The following is a 19,319-nucleotide window of genomic DNA, read 5'->3' on the forward strand; positions in this document are numbered from 1 at the left end:
TGTACGTGTTGTATCTTACGTACGATGTACGTGTCAACGGGGAGGGCTAGATGGCGCGGGCGCGCTTTACGGTTGCCGACATCGCCTCGGCCGCATTGCAGATTGTCGATCGGGACGGCCTGGGCGGGCTGAGCATGCGGTCGCTGGCAACCGTCCTCGAAACCGGCCCCATGACGCTGTACAACTACGTCAGGGACCGCGCTGAGCTTGAGGAGCTGGTCGCCGAGGCGGTGATCAGCGAGGTCAGGGTTCCGGCGCCCACCGACGATTGGTGTGCGGACGTCCGGGCGATCGCCGTGGCGATGTGGCAGACGATGCGACGGCACCCCAATGCCGTCCCGCTGGTACTCACCCGCCGCACCGTGTCGCCGTCGAGTTATGTGGCCGCAGACCGGCTGATCGGCGCACTCAAGCGAGCAGGACTCGCCGACGAGGACCTGCTGGCGAGCTTTCGGGCAGTGCTGGGACTGGTCATGGGAAGTGCCCAAGCGGAATTGGCGGGTCCGCTGGCCGGCGATGGACGAGACCGGGAGAACACCGCGGTGGCGGCGCGCATCGGCGGTCTGGCCGGTGCCGAACACCCGCACATCGCTGCCTTGGCGCAGGTCAGCCAGCAATCGACGGCCACGGCCGATTTTGAACGGGGCGTTGGCATCGTGTTGGCGGGCATCAAATCGCTGGGAAGCGGTCACCCGACGGCGGTAGACTGAGCCGGTCGTTCCAACCAAGCCCTATACGCCAGAAAGCAGGCAGCAGAAACCACGTGACGCCCCGCGAGACCCGCGCCGCTGATGCTGGTGTAGTCAGGCAGGCAGACGCCCAAGTTCGCAGCAGCATCGATATTCCGCCCGACCTCGTCGTGGGCCTGCTCGGTAGGGCCGACGAGAATTTGCGGGCCCTGGAACGGTCGCTGAAGTCCACCCTGCATGTCCGCGGCAACACGGTCAGCATGTCCGGCGAGCCGGCCGATGTCGCGCTGGCGGAACGGGCCGTCTCGGAACTGGTGGCGATCGTGTCCCGGGGCCAGGCGCTGACCCCGGAGGTGGTGCGGCACAGCGTGGCCATGCTCGTCGGCACCGGAAACGAGTCGCCGGCCGAGGTGCTCACCCTCGACATCCTGTCCCGCCGCGGAAAGACGATCCGGCCCAAGACCCTCAATCAGAAGCGCTATGTCGATGCGATCGACGCCAACACCATCGTCTTCGGGATCGGCCCGGCCGGTACCGGCAAGACCTACCTGGCCATGGCCAAGGCCGTGCACGCGCTGCAGACCAAGCAGGTCACCCGCATCATCCTGACCCGCCCCGCGGTGGAAGCCGGTGAGCGTCTCGGCTTTCTGCCGGGCACTCTGAGCGAAAAGATCGACCCCTATCTGCGCCCGTTGTATGACGCGCTCTACGACATGATGGACCCCGAACTGATCCCGAAGCTGATGTCGTCCGGGGTCATCGAGGTGGCGCCGCTGGCGTACATGCGTGGCCGCTCGCTGAACGACGCGTTCATCGTGCTCGACGAGGCGCAGAACACCACCGCCGAACAGATGAAGATGTTCCTCACCCGGCTGGGCTTCGGCTCGAAGATGGTGATCACCGGCGACGTCACGCAGATCGATCTGCCCGGCGGCGCCCAGTCGGGCCTGCGGGCGGCGGTCGACATCCTCGACGACATCGAGGACATCGAGATCGCCGAGCTGACCAGCCAGGACGTCGTCCGTCACCGCCTGGTGTCGGAGATCGTCGACGCCTACGCGCGGTACGAGGAGCCGGCCTCCGGCCTGAACCGGGCGGCTCGGCGGGCATCCGGCATTCGCAATCGTCGATGATGTGTGCGTGAGCGTCTTATGAGTATCGAGGTATCGAACGAGTCGGGCATCGACGTCTCCGAAACCGAACTGGTCAGCGTGGCGAAGTTCGTCATCAACCGGATGGACGTCAATCCGGCCGCCGAGCTGTCCATGGTGCTGCTGGACACCGCGGCCATGGCCGATCTGCACATGCGCTGGATGGACCTGCCCGGGCCGACGGACGTGATGAGCTTCCCCATGGACGAGCTCGAGCCGGGGGGACGCCCCGACGCGCCCGAGCCCGGCCCGGCCATGCTGGGTGACATCGTGCTGTGCCCGGAATTCGCCGCCGAACAGGCCGCCGCGGCGGGCCACAGCCTCGGGCACGAACTGGCGTTGCTGACCATCCACGGCGTGCTGCATCTGCTCGGCTACGACCACGGCGAACCCGACGAAGAGCGGGAGATGTTCGCCCTGCAGGACCGGCTGCTCGAGGAATGGGTGGCCGATCAGGTCGAGGCCTATCGCAACGACCGGCAGAACGAACGGGACCGCCGGCTGCTGGACAAGTCAAGGTTCTTCGACCAGCCGTGACCAGCTTTTATCAGCTGCTCGGCGTGATCGTGCTGATCGGTCTGGGCGGAATGTTCGCTGCGCTGGATGCGGCCGTCAACACGGTGTCGCTGGCCCGTGTGCACGAGTTGGTCCGCGACGAGCGGCCCGGCGCGCGGTCGCTGCTCAAGGTGATGGCCGACCGGCCGCGCTACATCAACCTGGTCGTGCTGCTCCGGATCGTCTGCGAGATCACCGCGACCGCACTGCTCGCGGTGTATTTCCAGCAGCACTTCAGCGTGGGCTGGGGTTTGTTCTGGGCCGCGGCCATCATGGTGGTGGTCAGCTTCGTCGTCATCGGCGTCGGCCCGCGCACCCTCGGCCGGCAGAACGCGTACTCCATCTCGCTGGCGACCGCGCTTCCGCTGCAAGTGATTTCCTGGCTGCTGATGCCGATCAGCCGGGTGCTGGTGCTGCTGGGTAACGCACTCACCCCCGGTCGCGGGTTCCGCAACGGGCCGTTCGCCTCGGAGATCGAGCTGCGCGAGGTCGTCGACCTGGCTCAGCAACGCGGCGTGGTCGCCGCCGACGAACGCCGCATGATCGAGTCGGTTTTCGAACTCGGCGACACCCCGGCGCGGGAGGTGATGGTGCCGCGCACCGAGATGGTGTGGATCGAGGGTGACAAGTCGCCGAGTCAGGCGATGGCGCTGGCGGTCCGCAGCGGATACTCGCGCATCCCGGTGATCGGCGAGAACGTCGACGACATTCTCGGTGTGGTCTATTTGAAAGACCTTGTGCGGCACATCTTCTACTCGACCGACCGGGGCCGGGGGAGCACCGTGGCGCAGGTGATGCGCCCGGCGGTGTTCGTGCCGGACTCCAAGCCGCTGGACGCGCTGCTGCGGGAGATGCAGCGCGACCGGAATCACATGGCGCTGCTGGTCGACGAGTACGGGGCGATCGCCGGTCTGGTGAGCATCGAGGACGTGCTCGAGGAGATCGTCGGCGAGATCGCCGACGAATACGACCAGGCCGAGACGGCTCCAATAGAAGAGTTGGGGGACAAGCGCTTCCGGGTCTCGGCACGGCTGCCGATCGAGGATGTAGGCGAGTTGTACGGGGTGGAGTTCGATGACGATCTCGACGTCGACACGGTGGGCGGGTTGCTGGCACTGGAACTGGGCCGCGTCCCGCTGCCCGGCGCCGAGGTAGTGTCGCACGGCCTGCGCCTGCAGGCTGAAGGCGGCCGCGACCACCGGGGCCGGGTGCGGATCGGCACCGTGCTGCTGAGCCCGGTGGAAAATGAGGAGGACATCCAGTGACGCCGAACGTGCACCCACGGCGCGAAAGCGCGCCCGAAAACGCCGTGTGTTCACGTTCGACGAAGGCCGCGGCGTGAGTGAGTTCCGTTCCGGCTTCGTGTGTTTGATCGGCCGCCCCAATACCGGCAAGTCGACACTGACCAACGCGCTGGTGGGCGCGAAAGTGGCGATCACCTCGATGCGCCCGCAGACCACGCGGCACACCATCCGCGGCATCGTGCACCGCGAGAACTTCCAGATCATTCTCGTCGACACCCCCGGTCTGCACCGGCCCCGCACGTTGCTGGGTAAGCGGCTCAACGACCTGGTCCGCGACACCTACAGCGAGGTGGACGTCATCGGGCTGTGCATACCGGCTGATGAGCAGATAGGCCCGGGCGACCGGTGGATCGTCGAGCAGATCAGCTCGGTTGCCCCGAAGACCACCGTGGTGGCCATCGTCACCAAGATCGACAAGGTTCCCAGGGACCGGGTGGCCGCGCAGTTGGTGGCGGTCAGCGAGCTGCTGCCCAACGCCGCGGAAATCGTTCCGGTGTCCGCGGTTTCGGGCGATCAGGTTGACGTGCTGATCGATGTGCTGGCCGCCGCGTTGCCGCCCGGCCCCGCGTATTACCCCGACGGTGAGCTCACCGACGAGCCCGAGGAGGTGCTGATGGCCGAGCTGATCCGCGAGGCCGCACTTGAGGGTGTGCGCGACGAGCTGCCCCATTCGCTGGCGGTGGTGATCGAGGAAGTGGAGCCACGCGAGGACCGGGACGACCTGATCGACGTGCACGCGGTGCTCTACGTGGAGCGCGACAGCCAGAAGGGCATCGTGATCGGCAAGGGTGGCGCCCGGCTGCGGGAGGTGGGCACCGCGGCCCGCACCCAGATCGAGAAGCTGCTGGGCACCAAGGTTTACCTCGACCTACGGGTCAAGGTCGCCAAGAACTGGCAACGCGACCCGAAACAGCTTGGCCGCCTAGGGTTTTAGACGCCGTCTGCCGGCCACGGCCGAGCGCGGTAACCGGCCGGCGCGGGAATGCCCGCTCAGCACGTCGCCAGCCTGCAGCACATCGAAATCCAGGTTAAGCCGCATCGGCCTGCGCACCGATTGCCGCCAGGTCAGCCGCGTGCCGTCTTGCCCTGGCGCGCTCGAAACATCCTGCAGTGCAACGGTTTCGTCCTTGTAGGTGGCGGTGCCGGTGAGGCCCGCCGGTTCCTGGGTGAACACGTAGTGCACCTGCAGAGTGCCTATCGGAGTTTTGATGGTGACGTCCCAGTCGCCCTCGACGCTCAACTCACACCTCCCGTGGTTCCCGGCCGGCATTGCGCCACACAACCCCTCGTCGCTCGTACTCGAAGAGCTCTTCGACGGCGTGCGCGATCCGTGGGCCGTACCACCGGTCCAGCAGATGCAGCGCCAGGTCCAGCCCGGACGTCACCCCGCCCGAGGAGACCAGGTCGCCGTCGTCGACCACGCGGGCGGCCACCGCGTTGACCCCGGCCGCGTCCAGCAAGTCCAGGCCCAGGTGATGCGTCACCGCGTGGCGGCCCTCGATCAGTCCCGCCATCGCCATGATCACCGACCCCCCGCAGACCGCGGCCATGGTGATCTCCGGATTCTGAAAAGCTCTGGCCAACAACGGATTCAACTCCGTTCCGGCGGCCCGTGCCAGCAACACCGGAATGGTTTCCACGCCGTCGTCGGGGTCACCCGCGATCGGTCCGCTGGCGCCGGGCACCAGTACGCAACCCGCCCGATCCGGATCGAGCGCCGCGGTGGCGGGCAGGGTCAGGCCGAGGGTTCCGCTGGTGACGTTGCGGGCACCCTGCGCGGAGACCAGCGACACGTCCAGTTCGCCGCCGACGAACTCGCTGCCCGCGGCGAGCATTTCAAAGGGGCCGATGACATCCAGCGGGTCGAAGCCGTCGTAAAGCACTATTTGCGCCTGCATTCCGGCAATGGTGCTCGGTGTCGGCGTCGCGGACCAGTGGCCAAGCAGCCATTATGCGCCGGTATATTGCCAATCCATGCACGCAGTCGCCGTTCTTGCCGAACCGGACGTCATCGCGTTCGACCTGGCCATTGCGATAGAGACGTTCGGGCGCGCCCGGTTGGCCGACGGCGGACCCGGCTACCGCGTGCGCGTATGCGGTGCGCAACCGGTCGTCGCCGCCGGGCCGATCGGGATCACCACCGACTTTGGACTCGACGAGCTCTTGACCGCCGACACCATCATCGTGCCCGGACGCAACGACGTCAGCACCCCCGTCGGCGACGACGTCAGCACCGCGCTGAAAACCGCTTATAGCAAGGGAATTCGGATAGCGTCGATCTGCAGTGGGGCCTTCACGCTGGCTGCGGCGGGAATACTGGACGGCAGACGCGCGACTACGCACTGGATGGCGGCCGAGTTCTTCGCGGCCGCCCATCCTGCTGTCCGGCTCGACGCCGACGCGCTGTACGTCGACGAAGGCCAGATTCTCACCTCCGCCGGCGCATCCGCGGGCCTGGACCTCTGCCTGCACATGGTGGCCCGCGACTACGGGTCGGCGGTGGCTGCCGACGCGGCTCGGTTGGCGGTAGCGCCGTTGCACCGTACCGGCGGCCAGGCGCAGTTCATCGTCCGCAACCGGCGCGAAGCCAATACCGAACTCGACGCGGTGTTGGCCTGGATCGAGAACAACGCGCACCAGTCCCTGACCCTGGCAGACCTCGCGCGGCACGCGTCCACCAGCGTACGAACGCTGAACCGCAGCTTCCGGCGCGAGACCGGTCAGACGCCCATGCAGTGGGTCAACGGCGTGCGGATCCGCCACGCCCAAGAACTTCTCGAGGCGACCGACGACAGTGTCGAAACCATCGCTCGCCGAGTCGGATTCGCTTCGGCCGCGAATTTTCGCGAGCAGTTCCGCCGCATGTCGGGCGTCGCGCCACTGAGCTACCGCAGCACCTTTCGCGAGCGTGCGGGCTGACTGCGCAGCGGGTTTCTATGCGTAGAAGGGGTTGAGGATCGGCGGGATGATCTCGTTGCCGGTCACGCCGGTGAGCCGGACGAAGATCTGAGCGGGAATGTTCAGCGCCTGATAGACGCCCGCACCCAGCCATGACACCGGTAGCTGCAGGAACTGCGGCACCGAATCGACGATGCCCTGAATCGGGTCGAACACCAGGTACGGGATGGTGGCTGCGACGGTGCGCGCGTCCAGGTTGTAGTTCACGATGGGATCCGGCCAGCCCTGGGCGCCGAAGTCGGCGCTGACCGCACTGAACAGGTTGGCACCGGGATTGACGTAGGTGCCGTCGAAGACGGGGGACGTCAGAGGCGCACCCTGCATGTACGCCGGCGGGGTGATACCGAACTGATCGAGAATCGTCGGCGTCGTGCTGACGATCTGCCACGAGTTGTTGATCAGACCGTTCTGGCTGGGCAGAACAGAACCGGCCTGATCCCAGATGAGGAATGTCGCGGTCTCATACGGTGATTGGAAGCCGTGGCCGCGGTTGAACTGGTTGGGGTCGATGTGACCGTGGTCGGTGACCATCAGTACATCCCAATTCTCGCCGTTGTTGATCTGCCAGTCGGCTACCGACCCCAGCAAGCCGCTGCCGCTGCCCAGCGTGCCGTTGCCGTAGTTGCCCAGGTTGGTGTCCATGTTGCGGAGGGCCGCGGCGTACTCGGGGGAGCCGCCGCCATAGGCGTGCCCCACTTCGTCAACGCCGACAAAGTAGGAGAAGATGAAATTGCCCTTGGCTGGGTTTGCCGCCGTGATGGCGGCCTGGCTCAGATTGCCGACTTGGTCGTTCGATGCGAACCAGAGCGGGTCGTTCTCCGAGTGTCCGACAAAGGTGATCTTGTCGGCTGGGAATGCACCGGCGCCCGCGATATCGGTGATGACCGGCCAGTTGGCGATCACCGTGGTGTCGATGTTGTTGCCGTAGGCGGCTTCGAGCTGGTTGTACACCGTCGGCCAGTCGTCGTATGTCCACGGCGTGAAGACGTTGTTGGTGACACCGGCGGTCTCGCTCCACACGCCGGTCTGAATGGTCGTCCACGAGGGGTTCGACACACTGGTGTGCCCGACGATCGTCGACGCGGAGGTGACGCCATCCGACATGAAGGCGCGGAAGTTCACGTTGAGGGGGTCGGCCAGGACCCTGCTCAGATTCGTGCCGTCGGTGCCGATCAACAGGAAATTTCGGTCCGGCGCCAACATCTGCAGGATATTGGCTTCTTCGGGGGTGACCATGTTCAGGTAGGTTCCGGGGCTGCCGGGCGCGCCCGGGTCGCCGAAGAAGGACAAGGCATATCCGCCGATCCCACCGGTGCCGGCGGGGACGAACACACCGCCGTAGCCCCCGGTGCCACCTGCTCCGCCGTTACCCCACAACAACCCACCCGTGCCGCCGGCGCCGCCGGTCCCGGTCCGGAAGCCGCCGGTACCTCCGACGCCACCGTTACCGATCAGGCCTGCGTTGCCGCCGCGTCCACCGGTCTGGCCTGCCAGCCCGGCAGAGCCACCCGCCCCGCCGTTACCCCAGAGAATGCCACCGTCCCCACCGGCCTGCCCGGTACCGGGCGTGCCGTCGTACCCGTTGCCGATCAGTGGACGGCCCAGTAACAAGTTCGTCGGCGCGTTGATCGCGCCCAGCACCCCGTCGACGACCGGCTGCAACGGGCCGGCATTGATCACCTCCGCGGCCGCGTACGCCCCGCCGGCCGAGTTCACCGCAAGCACGAATTGCTCGTGGAACGCGGCCACCTGCTTGCTGAGTGCCTGGTAGTCCAGGGCGTGGCCGGAGAACAGCGACGCAATCGCAGCCGACACCTCGTCAGCGGCAGCAGCCAGCACCGTGCTGGTCGGAGCCAGCGCCGAGAGGTTGGCCGCAGTGATCGACGAGCCGATGCCCGCGGCTTCAGCCGCCGCCAACGTCAACACATCCGGTGTGGCGAGTAGATACGACATCGTTGTCCTCCAACCCGTTGATTGAACGGCCACCGGAACATGGGGCGCAGCCCATAATTACACGCTGCCAATACTTTGGACGCGAAGAAACAAAAGATTTGTGTAGAACCTGAAACGGTGCGGCTGCTGACCGCCGGTCGAACCGGCTCAACTGCGCTCACCTACCCCGCGGGGCAGACGCCAAACCCGTTGCGGTATCGGGGGATTCAGCCCCGCGGCTCCGGCACGCTGTGCAGTGGAGGGGTGCTGTTGCCAGTGTTCCACCAGACCTTGGGTTGTTTGGATGCCCAGCCGCTGAGCGCCTCGAGTTCGGCGGCCAGTGAGATCAGCATGCCTTCGCTGTTGGCCGGGCCCATCAGCTGCACACCGATGGGCAGTCCGTCTGAGGTGAACCCCGCCGGCACGTTGATCGACGGCCAGCCCAGCACGTTCCACGGCCAGGCGTACGGGCAGGCGGCGATGACGGCGCGGTCGGTGGCGATGCCACTCAACCGGTCGAAGGCCCGCGCCAGCGGAGGTGGCTGCGCGGTGGTTGGTGCGAGCACCACGTCGACGATGTTGAAGATCGACCCGACCCGGCGCTGATCGGCGGCCTCGTGGCGCCGCGCGGTGCGCAATGTCGCCTGCGACAGCATGTGCCCGGTGCGCATATTGGACAGCGTGCGGGGGTCCCAGTTGACGTTCTCGCCGAGCCGTTCGCCCCAGCCCCACAGTCCGGCCATCGATCGGGCCAGAAAATCCCACGACAGCCGCACGCCGTAGTCCGGGTTGCCTTTGACCACGGTGTGGCCGAGCAATTCGAGTTGCTCGCCCACCTTCTGAATGGCGGCCAGGATCTCCGGATGCAACTTGGCCCGGAAGAAGGTGTACGGAATGCCGGTCGACAGCGCGATCCTCAGCGGCCCGGGTGCGATGCCGACGTAGTCGGACGCCGTGAGTGGGGGAGGTTTGTGCAGATCGCCCTCGACGTTGCCGGATGCCGCGTCCAGCACCAGTGCCGCGTCGGCGACGGTACGGGCCAGGACGCCGTTGACGGTGATGCCGTTGAAGGACTCCGGCTCCGGCCAGGTGGAGATGCGGCCGCGCTGCGGCTTGATGCCCACCAGATGCGTCCATGCGGCCGGGATGCGGACGCTGCCGGCTCCGTCGGAGCCGATTGCCGCGGTCACCAGGCCCGCGGCCACCGCGGCTGCGCTACCACCCGACGAACCGCCCGGGGTGTGCCGGCGCGACCAGGGGTTGCGGGTGTGCCCGAAACCCGGCCCGCTGGTGAACGGCCACTGACCCAGTTCGCAGGTGTTGGTCTTGCCGACGATCACCGCGCCGGCCGCTTTGAGGCGACGCACCACCTCGCTGTCCTGGGCGGCAGGCGGGACGTACCCGTCGGTGCCGTACGCCGTTGGGACGCCGGCAACGTCCACGTCGTCCTTCACCGCGATCGGAATGCCCAGCAGCGGTGCAGTGTCGCCGGCGGCGCGGCGCCGGTCGGCCGCCGCCGCATCGGCCAGCGCCGACTCGGTGAGCACCACCCGGAACGCGTTCAATGTGGACTGGCTCACATCGATGGCGTGCAGGGAGCGGCGGACCAGTTCGGCGGCCGTCACTTTCCGGGTCGCCAGCTGGTAGAGCAGGTCGGTTAACGTGGGCAAGCGCCGGTTGCCGGAGCCGGAATCGACCCCAGAAACGGACCCAGAAGCGCCAACCACGGGGTACGAGACTATCGGCGCGGATCCCCGCGATGTCGCGGCGGGGTGCAAAACTGTTGTGATGCGGCTGTATCGAGACCGGGCTGTTGTGCTGCGGCAGCACAAGCTCGGTGAAGCCGACCGGATCGTCACCCTGTTGACCCGTGATCACGGTCTGGTCCGTGCGGTGGCCAAGGGTGTGCGGCGCACCCGCAGCAAATTCGGCGCGCGGTTGGAGCCGTTCGCGCACATCGACGCGCAGCTGCACCCGGGCCGCAACCTCGACATCGTCACCCAGGTCGTCTCGATCGATGCCTTCGCCACCGACATCGTCAACGACTACGGCCGTTACACCTGCGGGTGCGCGATGCTGGAAACCGCCGAACGGCTGGCCGGAGAGGAGCGGGCGCCCGCGCCGGCGCTGCACCGGCTCACGGTGAGTGCGCTGCGGGCGGTCGCAGACGGGCGCCGCCCCCGTGAGCTGTTGCTGGATGCCTATCTACTGCGGGCCATGGGGACCGCCGGATGGGCGCCGGCCCTGACCGAGTGCGCCCGCTGCGCCACCCCGGGCCCGCATCGCGCGTTCCACATCGCCGCCGGCGGCAGCGTCTGCGCACACTGTCGTCCGGCCGGAGCCACCACGCCGCCGCTGGGTGTGCTGGATCTGATGTCGGCATTGCACGACGGCGATTGGGAAGCCGCCGAGCAGTCACCGCCGTCGCACCGTAGCTATGTCAGCGGGCTGGTGGCCGCACATCTGCAATGGCATCTGGAGCGGCAACTCAAAACGCTGCCGCTGGTGGAGCGGGTCTACCGGGTGGATCACACGGTTGCCGAACGCCGCGCCGGGTTGATCGGGCAGGATGCCGAGTGTGGCTAAGAAGGCCGAACGACGCAATCCCACCGACTTCCCGCAACTTCCCCCCGCCCCACCGGACTATCCGACCTTCCCCGATACCTCGACGTGGCCCGTCGTTTTCCCCGAACTGCCGCCGGCGCCGGGCGGGGGACCGCGTCGGCCTCCGCAGCACACCTCCAAAGCCGTCGCACCCCGCATTCCCGCCGCCCAGTTACCCAACCATGTCGCCATCGTGATGGACGGCAACGGGCGCTGGGCCACCCAGCGCGGGCTGCGTCGCACCGAGGGGCACAAGATGGGCGAAGCGGTGGTCATCGACATCGCTTGTGGCGCAGTCGAAATCGGGATCAAGTGGCTCAGTCTTTACGCGTTCTCGACGGAGAATTGGAAGCGGTCGCCCGAAGAGGTCAAGTTCCTCATGGGCTTCAACCGTGACGTGGTGCGGCGGCGGCGGGACATCCTGAACGAGATGGGCGTGAAGATCCGCTGGGTCGGCTCCGCACCACGGTTATGGCGCAGCGTCATCAACGAACTCGCCGTCGCGGAGGAAGTGACCAAGAACAACGACGTCATCACCATCAATTACTGCGTCAACTACGGCGGCCGCACGGAGATCGCGGAGGCCGCCCGAAGAATCGCGGCCGAAGCCGCGGCCGGTCGGCTCAACCCGGATCGTGTCAACGAGTCGACGATCTCCCGTCACATGCAGCGACCCGACATCCCCGATGTGGACCTCTTTCTGAGGACGTCGGGTGAGCACCGGTCCAGCAATTTCATGCTGTGGCAGGCGGCCTACGCCGAGTACGTCTTTCAGGACAAACTGTGGCCGGATTACGACCGCCGCGACCTGTGGGCGGCCTGCGAGGAGTACGCGTCCCGCAACCGCCGGTTCGGGAGTGCCTGATGGCCGCGCTGCCGGATCGGCTGGCGTCGATACTCGGGGAAATACTGTCCGTGGAGGTCGAGTCCGACGGTGCGCTCACCGTCCGCCACAACGGCACCTTCGCGTCTCTGCGGGTGGTGCGCATCGCCGACGACCTCGACCTGATGTCGCTGACACAGGTGCTTGCCTGGGATTTGCCGTTGACCAAGAAGATCCGCGACCAGGTGGCCAGGGAAGCGCGGGAGGTGAACTTCGGCGCGCTGACTCTTCTGGAGAAAGCACCCGTGAAGGGAACCCGTGGCGCGAAAACCGGTGACGTGATGCTGCGCTACAACTTCCCCGGCGCCGGCCTCACCGACGACGCGCTGCGCACCCTGATTCTGCTGGTGCTCGACACCGGCGCCCGGATACGCGGCGAACTCACCGCCTGACCGTCGGCGCGGAAAGCGTCAGCGGCAGTCTGAACAGGTGCCGAAGATCTCGATGGTGTGACTCACATCGGAGTATCCGTATTTCGCGGCCACCTCGGCCGCCCACGACTCGACCTCGTGGTCGCCCACTTCGATGGTGGAACCGCAGCTGCGGCACACCAGATGGTGGTGATGATGCTCGGAGCACCGGCGGTACACCGACTCTCCGGTGTCGGTGCGTAGCGTGTCGACCATTCCCGCCGCGGCCATCGACTGCAGCGTGCGATAGACGGTGGTCAGGCCGATGTTCTCACCGCGACGACGCAACTCGTCGTGCAGCTCCTGCGCCGAACGGAACTCGTCGAGCGTTTCCAGCAGCGTGGAGATGGCCGCTCGCTGGCGGGTGGAACGGACGGTGGTTCCTTCACTGGACGTCACGGTGCGTCCTCACCGGCGTGGGCCACCGCGTCGACCACGATATGGGCGAGGTGGTGGTCAGCCAGCCGGTACATCACTTCGCGGCCGGACCGCTCCCCGGAGACCACCCCGGCAGCCTTGAGGATCTTCAGATGCTGGCTTACCAGCGGCTGCGGGACACCCAGCGCGTCGACCAGTTCGTGCACACAGCGCTGGGATTCGCGCAGCTGCAACACGATCGCGATCCGCACCGGCGCGGCCAGCGCGCGCAGCAACTCGCCGGCGGCGTCCAGGATCTCCCGCTGGGGCGGCGTCGGGTAGGCCGGATGCGAGGCGACACCGTCAGCGCTGTGCTCGTGATGACCGGCCAGTTCGTCATCGGCGGCAGGGGCGGAACTCGTTCGGGGCGACGTCACCGTGTCGAGTCACCACCTTTGGAGGTTCGAGGCATTCGGGTTGCTGCGGCGGAGTCGGTCAACAACCAGCCCGCGGCTGCCCTCCACTGTCACATGCATGATGATGCATGTCAAAGACCGGACGCCGATCGCTACCATGACGGGTGATTTGCGGGCACCGGTCGTGGTGCACGTCTATGCCAAGTCCTCCGAAGGGAGCGCACACCCTCGTGGCGTCCGTCATCGAAACCGTAGTCAACCTGGCCAAGCGGCGCGGCTTCGTCTTCCCCTCGGGTGAGATCTACGGGGGCACCAAGTCGGCCTGGGATTACGGGCCGCTGGGCGTGGAGCTCAAGGAGAACATCAAGAAGCAATGGTGGCGCTCGGTCGTCACCGGTCGCGACGACGTCGTCGGGCTCGATTCCTCGATCATCCTGCCGCGCGAGGTGTGGGTGGCATCCGGTCACGTCGAGGTGTTCAACGACCCGCTGGTCGAATGCCTGAACTGCCACAAGCGGCATCGCCAGGACCACATGCAAGAGGCGTATGCCGCCAAAAGGGGCGGTGATCCCGATTCGGTGCCGATGTCGGAGATCGTCTGCCCGGACTGCGGGACCAAGGGGCAGTGGACCGAGCCCCGCGAATTCAACATGATGCTCAAGACCTACCTGGGGCCGATCGAGACCGAGGAAGGGCTGCACTACCTGCGCCCGGAAACCGCGCAGGGCATCTTCGTCAATTTCGCCAATGTCATGACGACCGCGCGCAAGAAGCCGCCGTTCGGGATCGGGCAGATCGGCAAGAGCTTCCGCAACGAGATCACCCCGGGCAACTTCATTTTCCGGACCCGCGAGTTCGAGCAGATGGAGATGGAGTTCTTCGTCGAGCCGTCCACTGCCAAGGATTGGCACCAGTACTGGATCGACACCCGCCGTCAGTGGTACGTCGACCTGGGCATCGATCCGGAGAACCTGCGACTCTACGAGCACCCCAAAGAGAAGCTGTCGCACTACTCCGACCGCACCGTCGACATCGAGTACAAATTCGGTTTCCAGGGCAACCCGTGGGGCGAGCTGGAGGGCGTCGCAAACCGTACGGACTTCGACTTGTCAACGCACAGCAAGCATTCCGGCACCGAACTGTCGTTCTTCGACCAGGCCACCGACACCCGCTACACGCCGTATGTCATCGAACCCGCAGCCGGCCTGACCCGCTCTTTCATGGCGTTCCTGATCGACGCGTACACCGAGGACGAGGCGCCCAACGCCAAGGGTGGGGTGGACAAGCGTGCGGTGCTGCGACTGGACCCACGGTTGGCGCCGGTCAAGGCGGCGGTGTTGCCGCTGTCCCGGCATGCCGACCTGAGCCCGAAGGCCCGCGACCTGGCCGCCGAGTTGCGCAAATCCTGGAACATCGACTTCGACGACGCCGGAGCGATCGGCCGGCGCTACCGCCGCCAGGACGAGATCGGTACCCCCTACTGCGTGACCTTGGATTTCGACTCGCTCGAAGACAACGCGGTCACGGTGCGAGAGCGCGACGCGATGACGCAGGAGCGCGTGACGATCGACAACGTGGCCGACTACCTGGCTGTGCGACTCAAGGGCAGCTAGCGCAGTCCTCCCGCATCGTTCTCGTGAGCGCCTGAAGCCGCGGTGGGAAATTGCGGGTCAGTGAAATCACGTTCGCGCGTGAATTCTTCCCTGTTCGCGCCCGGAGTCAATTCTTCGTGAATGTATTGCGGCGCGGGGCGGTGTCCTTTCTGAGAGCCAGCCGCGGCCGCGCCAATCGGAGCGGGTGCGGCGTCATTTCTCGCGTCGGATTAATCGATTCCTGCTGAAGCGGCCCGGAGCCGCGTCAACACCGGCTCCTCTAATGCCGAAGTCGCCCGCACCGGGAGGTGCACCACCGCTTGCGCGGCGCGGGAATCTATTGAAGGCAGACGCCGGGCTGGGCGCAGGCCGGGATCGCCCGGCATCGCGCTGCAGTCCGGCCGCGGTGCTGACGACCGCGCGGCCAGCGGCAATTCCGGTTGGCAGGGTGCGGGATTCGGTCACCGGTGCTGCGTCGGCACGAACGTCACCATCGCGATCGGCGGCGACCCGACATCCCCGACCCCGGGCGGGGGTCACCCGGGCCTCCACGCCTCGGCAAAGCAGCGCGAAGGACCTTCTCGTGACGGGCGACGCGAGCTCAGGACTTCCCGTGTTCGGAACGAGGAGTTCGGCTGCGCGCAATCTTGGTAACGGTCTGTCGATGAATTCGGGAATATGCTCCGGGAAGCGCAGATGACGGATTCTGGAATGGCATTTCAGAGTTTATCGGCAGGTCCCCGTGCACCCGCATTCCGCGGTGCCGGTGTCGAATTGGTGGACACCCGGCTGGACAGATGTCCGGAGAGGCGCAGGTCAGCACGGCCCTAACAAATTTTTCGACGCGATTTTGGCGAAACTACAGACTTTTGCTGTGATCTGGCTTACGATCCGCCCAGGGGCTGGTTCGTGTTGCGAGCCGCCCGTGACTGGTCGGATCGGTTCGCTGGGGTTGGGGTTGCGATGATTTTGGACTTTGCGTGGTTGCCGCCGGAGATCAACTCGCTGCGGATGTTCGCGGGATCGGGCTCGGCTTCGCTGCACGGCGCGGCTGCAGCATGGGAGGGTTTGGCGTCCGACTTGTCGGCCTCGGCGTCGTCGTTCAATGCGGTGATCGCGGGTTTGACCGGTGGGCCGTGGGCCGGTCCGGCGTCGGCGTCGATGGCGGCTGCGGCGCTGCCATACGTGGACTGGCTGGGTACCGCGGGTGCGCAGGCTGCTGCGGCGGCCGCTCAGGCGCGGGCGGCGGCGACGGCGTTCGAGGGTGCGTTGACGGCGACGGTGCACCCGGCGGTGGTCGAGGCCAATCGCACCTCGTTGCTGACGTTGATCGCGACGAACTTCCTCGGGTTGAACACCCCGGCCATATTCGCCAATGAATTCGATTACGTGGAGATGTGGGCCCAGGATGTGGCCGCGATGCTCGGCTACCACGGTGGCGCGACGGCGGTGGCCGAGAGCCTGACCCCGTTCTCTGTTCCGCCGCTGGACCTTGCCGGTATGGCGGCCAATATTGGTACGCAGGTGACTGGCTTTGCGACCACTGCATCGGCTGCTGTCAGTCCGATGCTGGAGAGCGCCGTGGCCGCGGGTTCGGGCCTGGCAGTAGGTGTGCAGTCGGCTGCGGCGGCGTTTCCTGTGCAGTCGGCGATGTCGTTCATCCAGGCCGGGGCGATGCCCGCCAGCATGCTGATCGGCCCGCTCATGCAGGCAGGGCAATCTGCCACCAGCACGGCTGGACTGGCCGGCGCAACGGCTGCCGCCGATCTCGCGGACGTGCCGAAGTTCGTTGGCGACATCGCTCCCGCCGCGAAAGGCCTAGGTGGTGCCGCGCTTGGTGCCGGGATGGCGGGGGACTTGGGCAAAGCGCACCTGGTGGGCGCAATGTCCGTGCCGCCGAGCTGGCAGGGTTCGGTCCCCAAGGGAATGGCCAGCTCGGCCATGTCCGGCCTGGGTGCGGCGATGCCCAACCCGGCGGCGATGGCCGGGGCGGCCGGGGGTGGTATGCCAATGATGCCGATGCCGATGGGCATGGGTGGTGGCGCAGGAGCCGGTATGCCTGGCGGCATGATGGGCCGCGGGGGTGCTAGTCCGCATGTGGTGCAAAACCGGCCGAGCGTGATTCCGCGGACCGGCGTCGGATAAACATGAGTTTGTCGGGTTCGAATTAAATTCATATGTGGGCTTCTCGGTGGATGCTGAGCAGCCGGGAAGGATTCACCCGATGACCATCAATTATCAGTTCGGTGACGTCGACGCCCACGGTGCGCTGATCCGCGCGCAGGCCGCCAACTTGGAGGCCGAGCACCAGGCCATCGTTCGCGATGTGCTGGCTGCCGGTGACTTCTGGGGCGGCGCCGGTTCGGTGGCTTGCCAGGAGTTCATTGCCCAGTTGGGCCGCAATTTCCAGGTGATTTACGAGCAGGCCAACGCTCACGGCCAGAAGGTCCAGAGCGCCGGCAGCAACATGGCGCAGACCGACAGCGCCGTCGGTTCCAGCTGGGCCTGACCCACCGTCCGGGCGGACGATTTTTGGCGTCCGGGACCGGTCGGAAACCGAATATACTGGGCGAGAATCTAAGTCGATTCAGCGCGCGAATACCAAAATGTAGCCAGTTTGGCGAAAGCCCAGACTGCTGCATCGGATTGTTTTACGATCCGATAGGGGCAGGCTCGCGGGTCGGGTAGAAGTGATGATGGAGTGATGGAGCCGTTGGCGCGGCTGGCTGATATGGGGTTGCGATGATTTTGGACTTTGCCTGGTTGCCGCCGGAGATCAACTCGCTGCGGATTTACGCCGGGGCCGGGTCGTCTCCGCTGCACGTCGCGGCGGCCGCGTGGGAGAGTCTCGCGGCGGATCTGTCGGCCTCGGCATCGTCGTTCAATGCGGTGATCGCGGGGTTGACCGGTGGGCCGTGGGCTGGTCCGGCGTCGGCGTCGATGGCGGCTGCGGCGTTGCCGTATGTCGATTGGCTGGGTACCGCGGGTGCCCAGGCTGCGGCGGCGGCCGCTCAGGCGCGGGCGGCGGCGACGGCGTTTGAGGGTGCCTTGACGGCGACGGTGCACCCGGCGGTGGTTGAGGCCAACCGGGTGTCGCTGGTGACGTTGATCGCGACGAACTTCCTCGGGTTGAACACCCCGGCCATATTCGCCAATGAATTCGATTACGTGGAGATGTGGGCGCAGGATGTGGCCGCGATGCTCGGCTACCACGGTGGCGCGACGGCGGTGGCTGAAAGCCTGACCCCGTTCTCCATTCCGCCGGTCGATCTGGCCGGTTTGGCCGCCAACGTCGGCGCGCAGTTCACCGGCTTGGCCACCTCGGCGTCCGCGGCAGTCAGCCCGGCGGTGCAAGGAGTCATGGCGGCGGCTCCCGGGGTGGTGGCGGGCGTGCAGTCCGCTGCTGCGGCGGTCCCGGTGGATATGGCGATGTCGGCCGTCCAGATGGGCGCGATGCCGGCCAGCATGTTGATCGGCCCGCTGATGCAGGCCGGCACATCCGCTTCCAGCACGGCCGGACTGGCCGGTGCGTCCACGGCCGCCGGGCTGGTTGACGCACCGAAGTTCGTCGGTGACGTCAACCCGATGAAGGGCCTCGGCGCCGGCGGTGGCGCCGGCCTCGGTGGCGGCATGTCGGCGGGCTTGGGTAACGCGCGGCTGGTGGGTTCGATGTCGGTGCCGCCGACGTGGCAGGGTTCGGTCCCCAAGGGAATGGCCAGCTCGGCGATGTCGGGCTTGGGGGTCAACGCCGCGGAGATGGCACAGGCAGCCGGCGCTGCGGGCATGGGCGCCGGCGGCGGTATGCCGATGATGCCGATGCCGATGGGCGGTGCCGGTGCAGGTGGCGGTATGCCCGGCGGCATGATGGGCCGCGGCGGCGCGAGCCCGCACGTGGTGCAGAACCGGCCGAGCGTGATCCCGCGGACCGGCGTCGGATAAGCCGGGCGATCTCAGGCGCGGGCGACGTACGGGGGTGCGTCGCCCGCGCTTTTCGTTGCGGCGCTTTTCTCAGCATGCTGGGGTCAGCGCGGTGGCGCGCCGGTCAGATGTGGCCGATGCCGCGAGTCGTCAGGAACACGCCCAGCAGCCCGACCCGACCGCGATGCCGCCGAGCCGGAACGCGGCCAGAGGCGCCGGGGCCCGTGGCCGCGACGACAGGTGACGCTCATTCCGATCCGTACCGGGTCTGATACCAGCGCGGAGCCTGTGCCGGAGCGCCGTTTTTCCGGGTGACGGGACATATTCCGCGCCGCGGATGATTTCTGGCGCGGCACTAAGAGAGACGTGGCCGGAAAGGGTTTCCGGAAACCGTCGCGGCCGGCGCTGACCTCGCGCAATGCGCGGCGTTCAATAAAGGCGACGCTGCGCGAATTGTTTTTATGAGAGATCGATCAGGAATTCTGCATTGACTAAATTGTTCCTTCGGCTTCCTTTGTCGATCCGATCTGCGTGGCAGCGATACCGCCGT

The 19,319-nt window shown here is 66.6% G+C and carries 19 protein-coding genes; 13 read left to right on the forward strand and 6 right to left on the reverse strand.

Features of this window, described 5'->3' with window-relative positions; all coding sequences use genetic code 11:
* Positions 1-50: 50 nt before the first annotated feature.
* From QXH22_RS16400 to era, 5 genes are all read left to right on the forward strand, one after another.
* The gene (locus QXH22_RS16400) at positions 51-710 is read left to right on the forward strand and encodes a TetR/AcrR family transcriptional regulator C-terminal domain-containing protein (protein ID WP_306276308.1); all 660 of its coding nucleotides are present in this window, start codon (positions 51-53) and stop codon (positions 708-710) included.
* Between the two features lie 53 nt (positions 711-763).
* Positions 764-1,822, forward strand: a complete 1,059-nt coding sequence (locus tag QXH22_RS16405; RefSeq protein ID WP_306248496.1) for a PhoH family protein — start codon at positions 764-766, stop codon at positions 1,820-1,822.
* An 18-nt stretch (positions 1,823-1,840) separates the two neighbouring features.
* Positions 1,841-2,377, forward strand: a complete 537-nt coding sequence (gene ybeY / locus QXH22_RS16410) for an rRNA maturation RNase YbeY (protein WP_306248499.1) — start codon at positions 1,841-1,843, stop codon at positions 2,375-2,377.
* Positions 2,374-3,660, forward strand: a complete 1,287-nt coding sequence (locus QXH22_RS16415) for a hemolysin family protein (protein ID WP_306248501.1) — start codon at positions 2,374-2,376, stop codon at positions 3,658-3,660. Before ybeY ends, QXH22_RS16415 begins: the two co-directional genes overlap by 4 nt.
* A 73-nt stretch (positions 3,661-3,733) precedes the next feature.
* A complete protein-coding gene (era, locus tag QXH22_RS16420; protein ID WP_306248502.1) occupies positions 3,734-4,633 on the forward strand; it encodes a GTPase Era in 900 nt (299 codons plus the stop codon).
* Here the strand turns inward: era and QXH22_RS16425 are convergent.
* Positions 4,622-4,939: a hypothetical protein gene (locus QXH22_RS16425; RefSeq protein WP_306248504.1), complete on the reverse strand. Its 318-nt coding sequence runs from the start codon at positions 4,937-4,939 to the stop codon at positions 4,622-4,624. The genes era and QXH22_RS16425 overlap by 12 nt on opposite strands.
* A gap of 1 nt (position 4,940) precedes the next feature.
* On the reverse strand, positions 4,941-5,597 hold the full coding sequence (locus tag QXH22_RS16430; RefSeq protein ID WP_306248506.1) for a DJ-1/PfpI family protein: 657 nt from the start codon (positions 5,595-5,597) through the stop codon (positions 4,941-4,943).
* Positions 5,598-5,673: 76 nt separating this feature from the next.
* Between QXH22_RS16430 and QXH22_RS16435 the strand changes: the two genes are divergently transcribed.
* Positions 5,674-6,618, forward strand: coding sequence for a GlxA family transcriptional regulator (locus tag QXH22_RS16435; protein WP_306248508.1), 945 nt, complete (start codon positions 5,674-5,676; stop codon positions 6,616-6,618).
* A gap of 15 nt (positions 6,619-6,633) precedes the next feature.
* Here the strand turns inward: QXH22_RS16435 and QXH22_RS16440 are convergent, their stop codons facing one another.
* Positions 6,634-8,610 carry a PE domain-containing protein gene (locus QXH22_RS16440; RefSeq protein WP_306248510.1) on the reverse strand — a complete coding sequence of 659 codons (1,977 nt, stop codon included), beginning with the start codon at positions 8,608-8,610 and terminating at the stop codon, positions 6,634-6,636.
* A 206-nt stretch (positions 8,611-8,816) separates the two neighbouring features.
* A complete protein-coding gene (locus QXH22_RS16445; protein ID WP_306248512.1) occupies positions 8,817-10,316 on the reverse strand; it encodes an amidase in 1,500 nt (499 codons plus the stop codon).
* Positions 10,317-10,377: 61 nt separating this feature from the next.
* Here QXH22_RS16445 and recO point away from each other — a divergent pair, with 61 nt between their 5' ends.
* From recO to QXH22_RS16460, 3 genes are read left to right on the forward strand one after another with little or no spacing between them, the layout of a single operon-like run.
* The gene (gene recO, locus QXH22_RS16450) at positions 10,378-11,175 is read left to right on the forward strand and encodes a DNA repair protein RecO (RefSeq protein ID WP_306248514.1); all 798 of its coding nucleotides are present in this window, start codon (positions 10,378-10,380) and stop codon (positions 11,173-11,175) included.
* Positions 11,159-12,058: a decaprenyl diphosphate synthase gene (locus tag QXH22_RS16455; protein ID WP_371934243.1), complete on the forward strand. Its 900-nt coding sequence runs from the start codon at positions 11,159-11,161 to the stop codon at positions 12,056-12,058. Before recO ends, QXH22_RS16455 begins: the two co-directional genes overlap by 17 nt.
* Positions 12,058-12,468, forward strand: a complete 411-nt coding sequence (locus QXH22_RS16460; protein WP_306276311.1) for a hypothetical protein — start codon at positions 12,058-12,060, stop codon at positions 12,466-12,468. The genes QXH22_RS16455 and QXH22_RS16460 overlap by 1 nt, the downstream gene beginning before the upstream one ends.
* An 18-nt stretch (positions 12,469-12,486) precedes the next feature.
* On the opposite strand, the gene QXH22_RS16465 is transcribed toward QXH22_RS16460, so the two are convergent.
* A complete protein-coding gene (locus QXH22_RS16465; RefSeq protein WP_306248520.1) occupies positions 12,487-12,885 on the reverse strand; it encodes a Fur family transcriptional regulator in 399 nt (132 codons plus the stop codon).
* On the reverse strand, positions 12,882-13,280 hold the full coding sequence (locus tag QXH22_RS16470) for a metalloregulator ArsR/SmtB family transcription factor (protein WP_306276312.1): 399 nt from the start codon (positions 13,278-13,280) through the stop codon (positions 12,882-12,884). The genes QXH22_RS16465 and QXH22_RS16470 overlap by 4 nt, the downstream gene beginning before the upstream one ends.
* Before the next feature lie 176 nt (positions 13,281-13,456).
* Here QXH22_RS16470 and QXH22_RS16475 point away from each other — a divergent pair, with 176 nt between their 5' ends.
* The 4 genes from QXH22_RS16475 (at position 13,457) to QXH22_RS16490 (ending at position 18,790) form a co-directional block, all read left to right on the forward strand.
* The gene (locus QXH22_RS16475) at positions 13,457-14,872 is read left to right on the forward strand and encodes a glycine--tRNA ligase (protein WP_306276313.1); all 1,416 of its coding nucleotides are present in this window, start codon (positions 13,457-13,459) and stop codon (positions 14,870-14,872) included.
* Between the two features lie 942 nt (positions 14,873-15,814).
* On the forward strand, positions 15,815-16,996 hold the full coding sequence (locus QXH22_RS16480) for a PPE family protein (RefSeq protein WP_306248526.1): 1,182 nt from the start codon (positions 15,815-15,817) through the stop codon (positions 16,994-16,996).
* A 79-nt stretch (positions 16,997-17,075) separates the two neighbouring features.
* Positions 17,076-17,360 carry a WXG100 family type VII secretion target gene (locus QXH22_RS16485; RefSeq protein ID WP_055579135.1) on the forward strand — a complete coding sequence of 95 codons (285 nt, stop codon included), beginning with the start codon at positions 17,076-17,078 and terminating at the stop codon, positions 17,358-17,360.
* Between the two features lie 233 nt (positions 17,361-17,593).
* Positions 17,594-18,790, forward strand: coding sequence for a PPE family protein (locus QXH22_RS16490; RefSeq protein WP_306248528.1), 1,197 nt, complete (start codon positions 17,594-17,596; stop codon positions 18,788-18,790).
* Positions 18,791-19,319 lie beyond the last annotated feature (529 nt).

The sequence above is a fragment of the Mycobacterium sp. TY814 genome, assembly GCF_030755175.1.
In the GTDB taxonomy this organism is placed as follows: domain Bacteria; phylum Actinomycetota; class Actinomycetes; order Mycobacteriales; family Mycobacteriaceae; genus Mycobacterium.

Bases quoted from the DNA above. Each gene is read 5' to 3' on its own strand.
- QXH22_RS16400 (WP_306276308.1), top strand. From the start codon at position 51: ATGGCGCGGGCGCGCTTTACGGTTGCCGACATCGCCTCGGCCGCATTG.
- ybeY (WP_306248499.1), top strand. From the start codon at position 1,841: ATGAGTATCGAGGTATCGAACGAGTCGGGCATCGACGTCTCCGAAACC.
- QXH22_RS16430 (WP_306248506.1), bottom strand. From the start codon at position 5,597: ATGCAGGCGCAAATAGTGCTTTACGACGGCTTCGACCCGCTGGATGTC.
- QXH22_RS16435 (WP_306248508.1), top strand. From the start codon at position 5,674: ATGCACGCAGTCGCCGTTCTTGCCGAACCGGACGTCATCGCGTTCGAC.
- QXH22_RS16440 (WP_306248510.1), bottom strand. From the start codon at position 8,610: ATGTCGTATCTACTCGCCACACCGGATGTGTTGACGTTGGCGGCGGCT.
- recO (WP_306248514.1), top strand. From the start codon at position 10,378: ATGCGGCTGTATCGAGACCGGGCTGTTGTGCTGCGGCAGCACAAGCTC.
- QXH22_RS16455 (WP_371934243.1), top strand. From the start codon at position 11,159: ATGCCGAGTGTGGCTAAGAAGGCCGAACGACGCAATCCCACCGACTTC.
- QXH22_RS16460 (WP_306276311.1), top strand. From the start codon at position 12,058: ATGGCCGCGCTGCCGGATCGGCTGGCGTCGATACTCGGGGAAATACTG.
- QXH22_RS16475 (WP_306276313.1), top strand. From the start codon at position 13,457: ATGCCAAGTCCTCCGAAGGGAGCGCACACCCTCGTGGCGTCCGTCATC.
- QXH22_RS16480 (WP_306248526.1), top strand. From the start codon at position 15,815: ATGATTTTGGACTTTGCGTGGTTGCCGCCGGAGATCAACTCGCTGCGG.
- QXH22_RS16485 (WP_055579135.1), top strand. From the start codon at position 17,076: ATGACCATCAATTATCAGTTCGGTGACGTCGACGCCCACGGTGCGCTG.
- QXH22_RS16490 (WP_306248528.1), top strand. From the start codon at position 17,594: ATGATTTTGGACTTTGCCTGGTTGCCGCCGGAGATCAACTCGCTGCGG.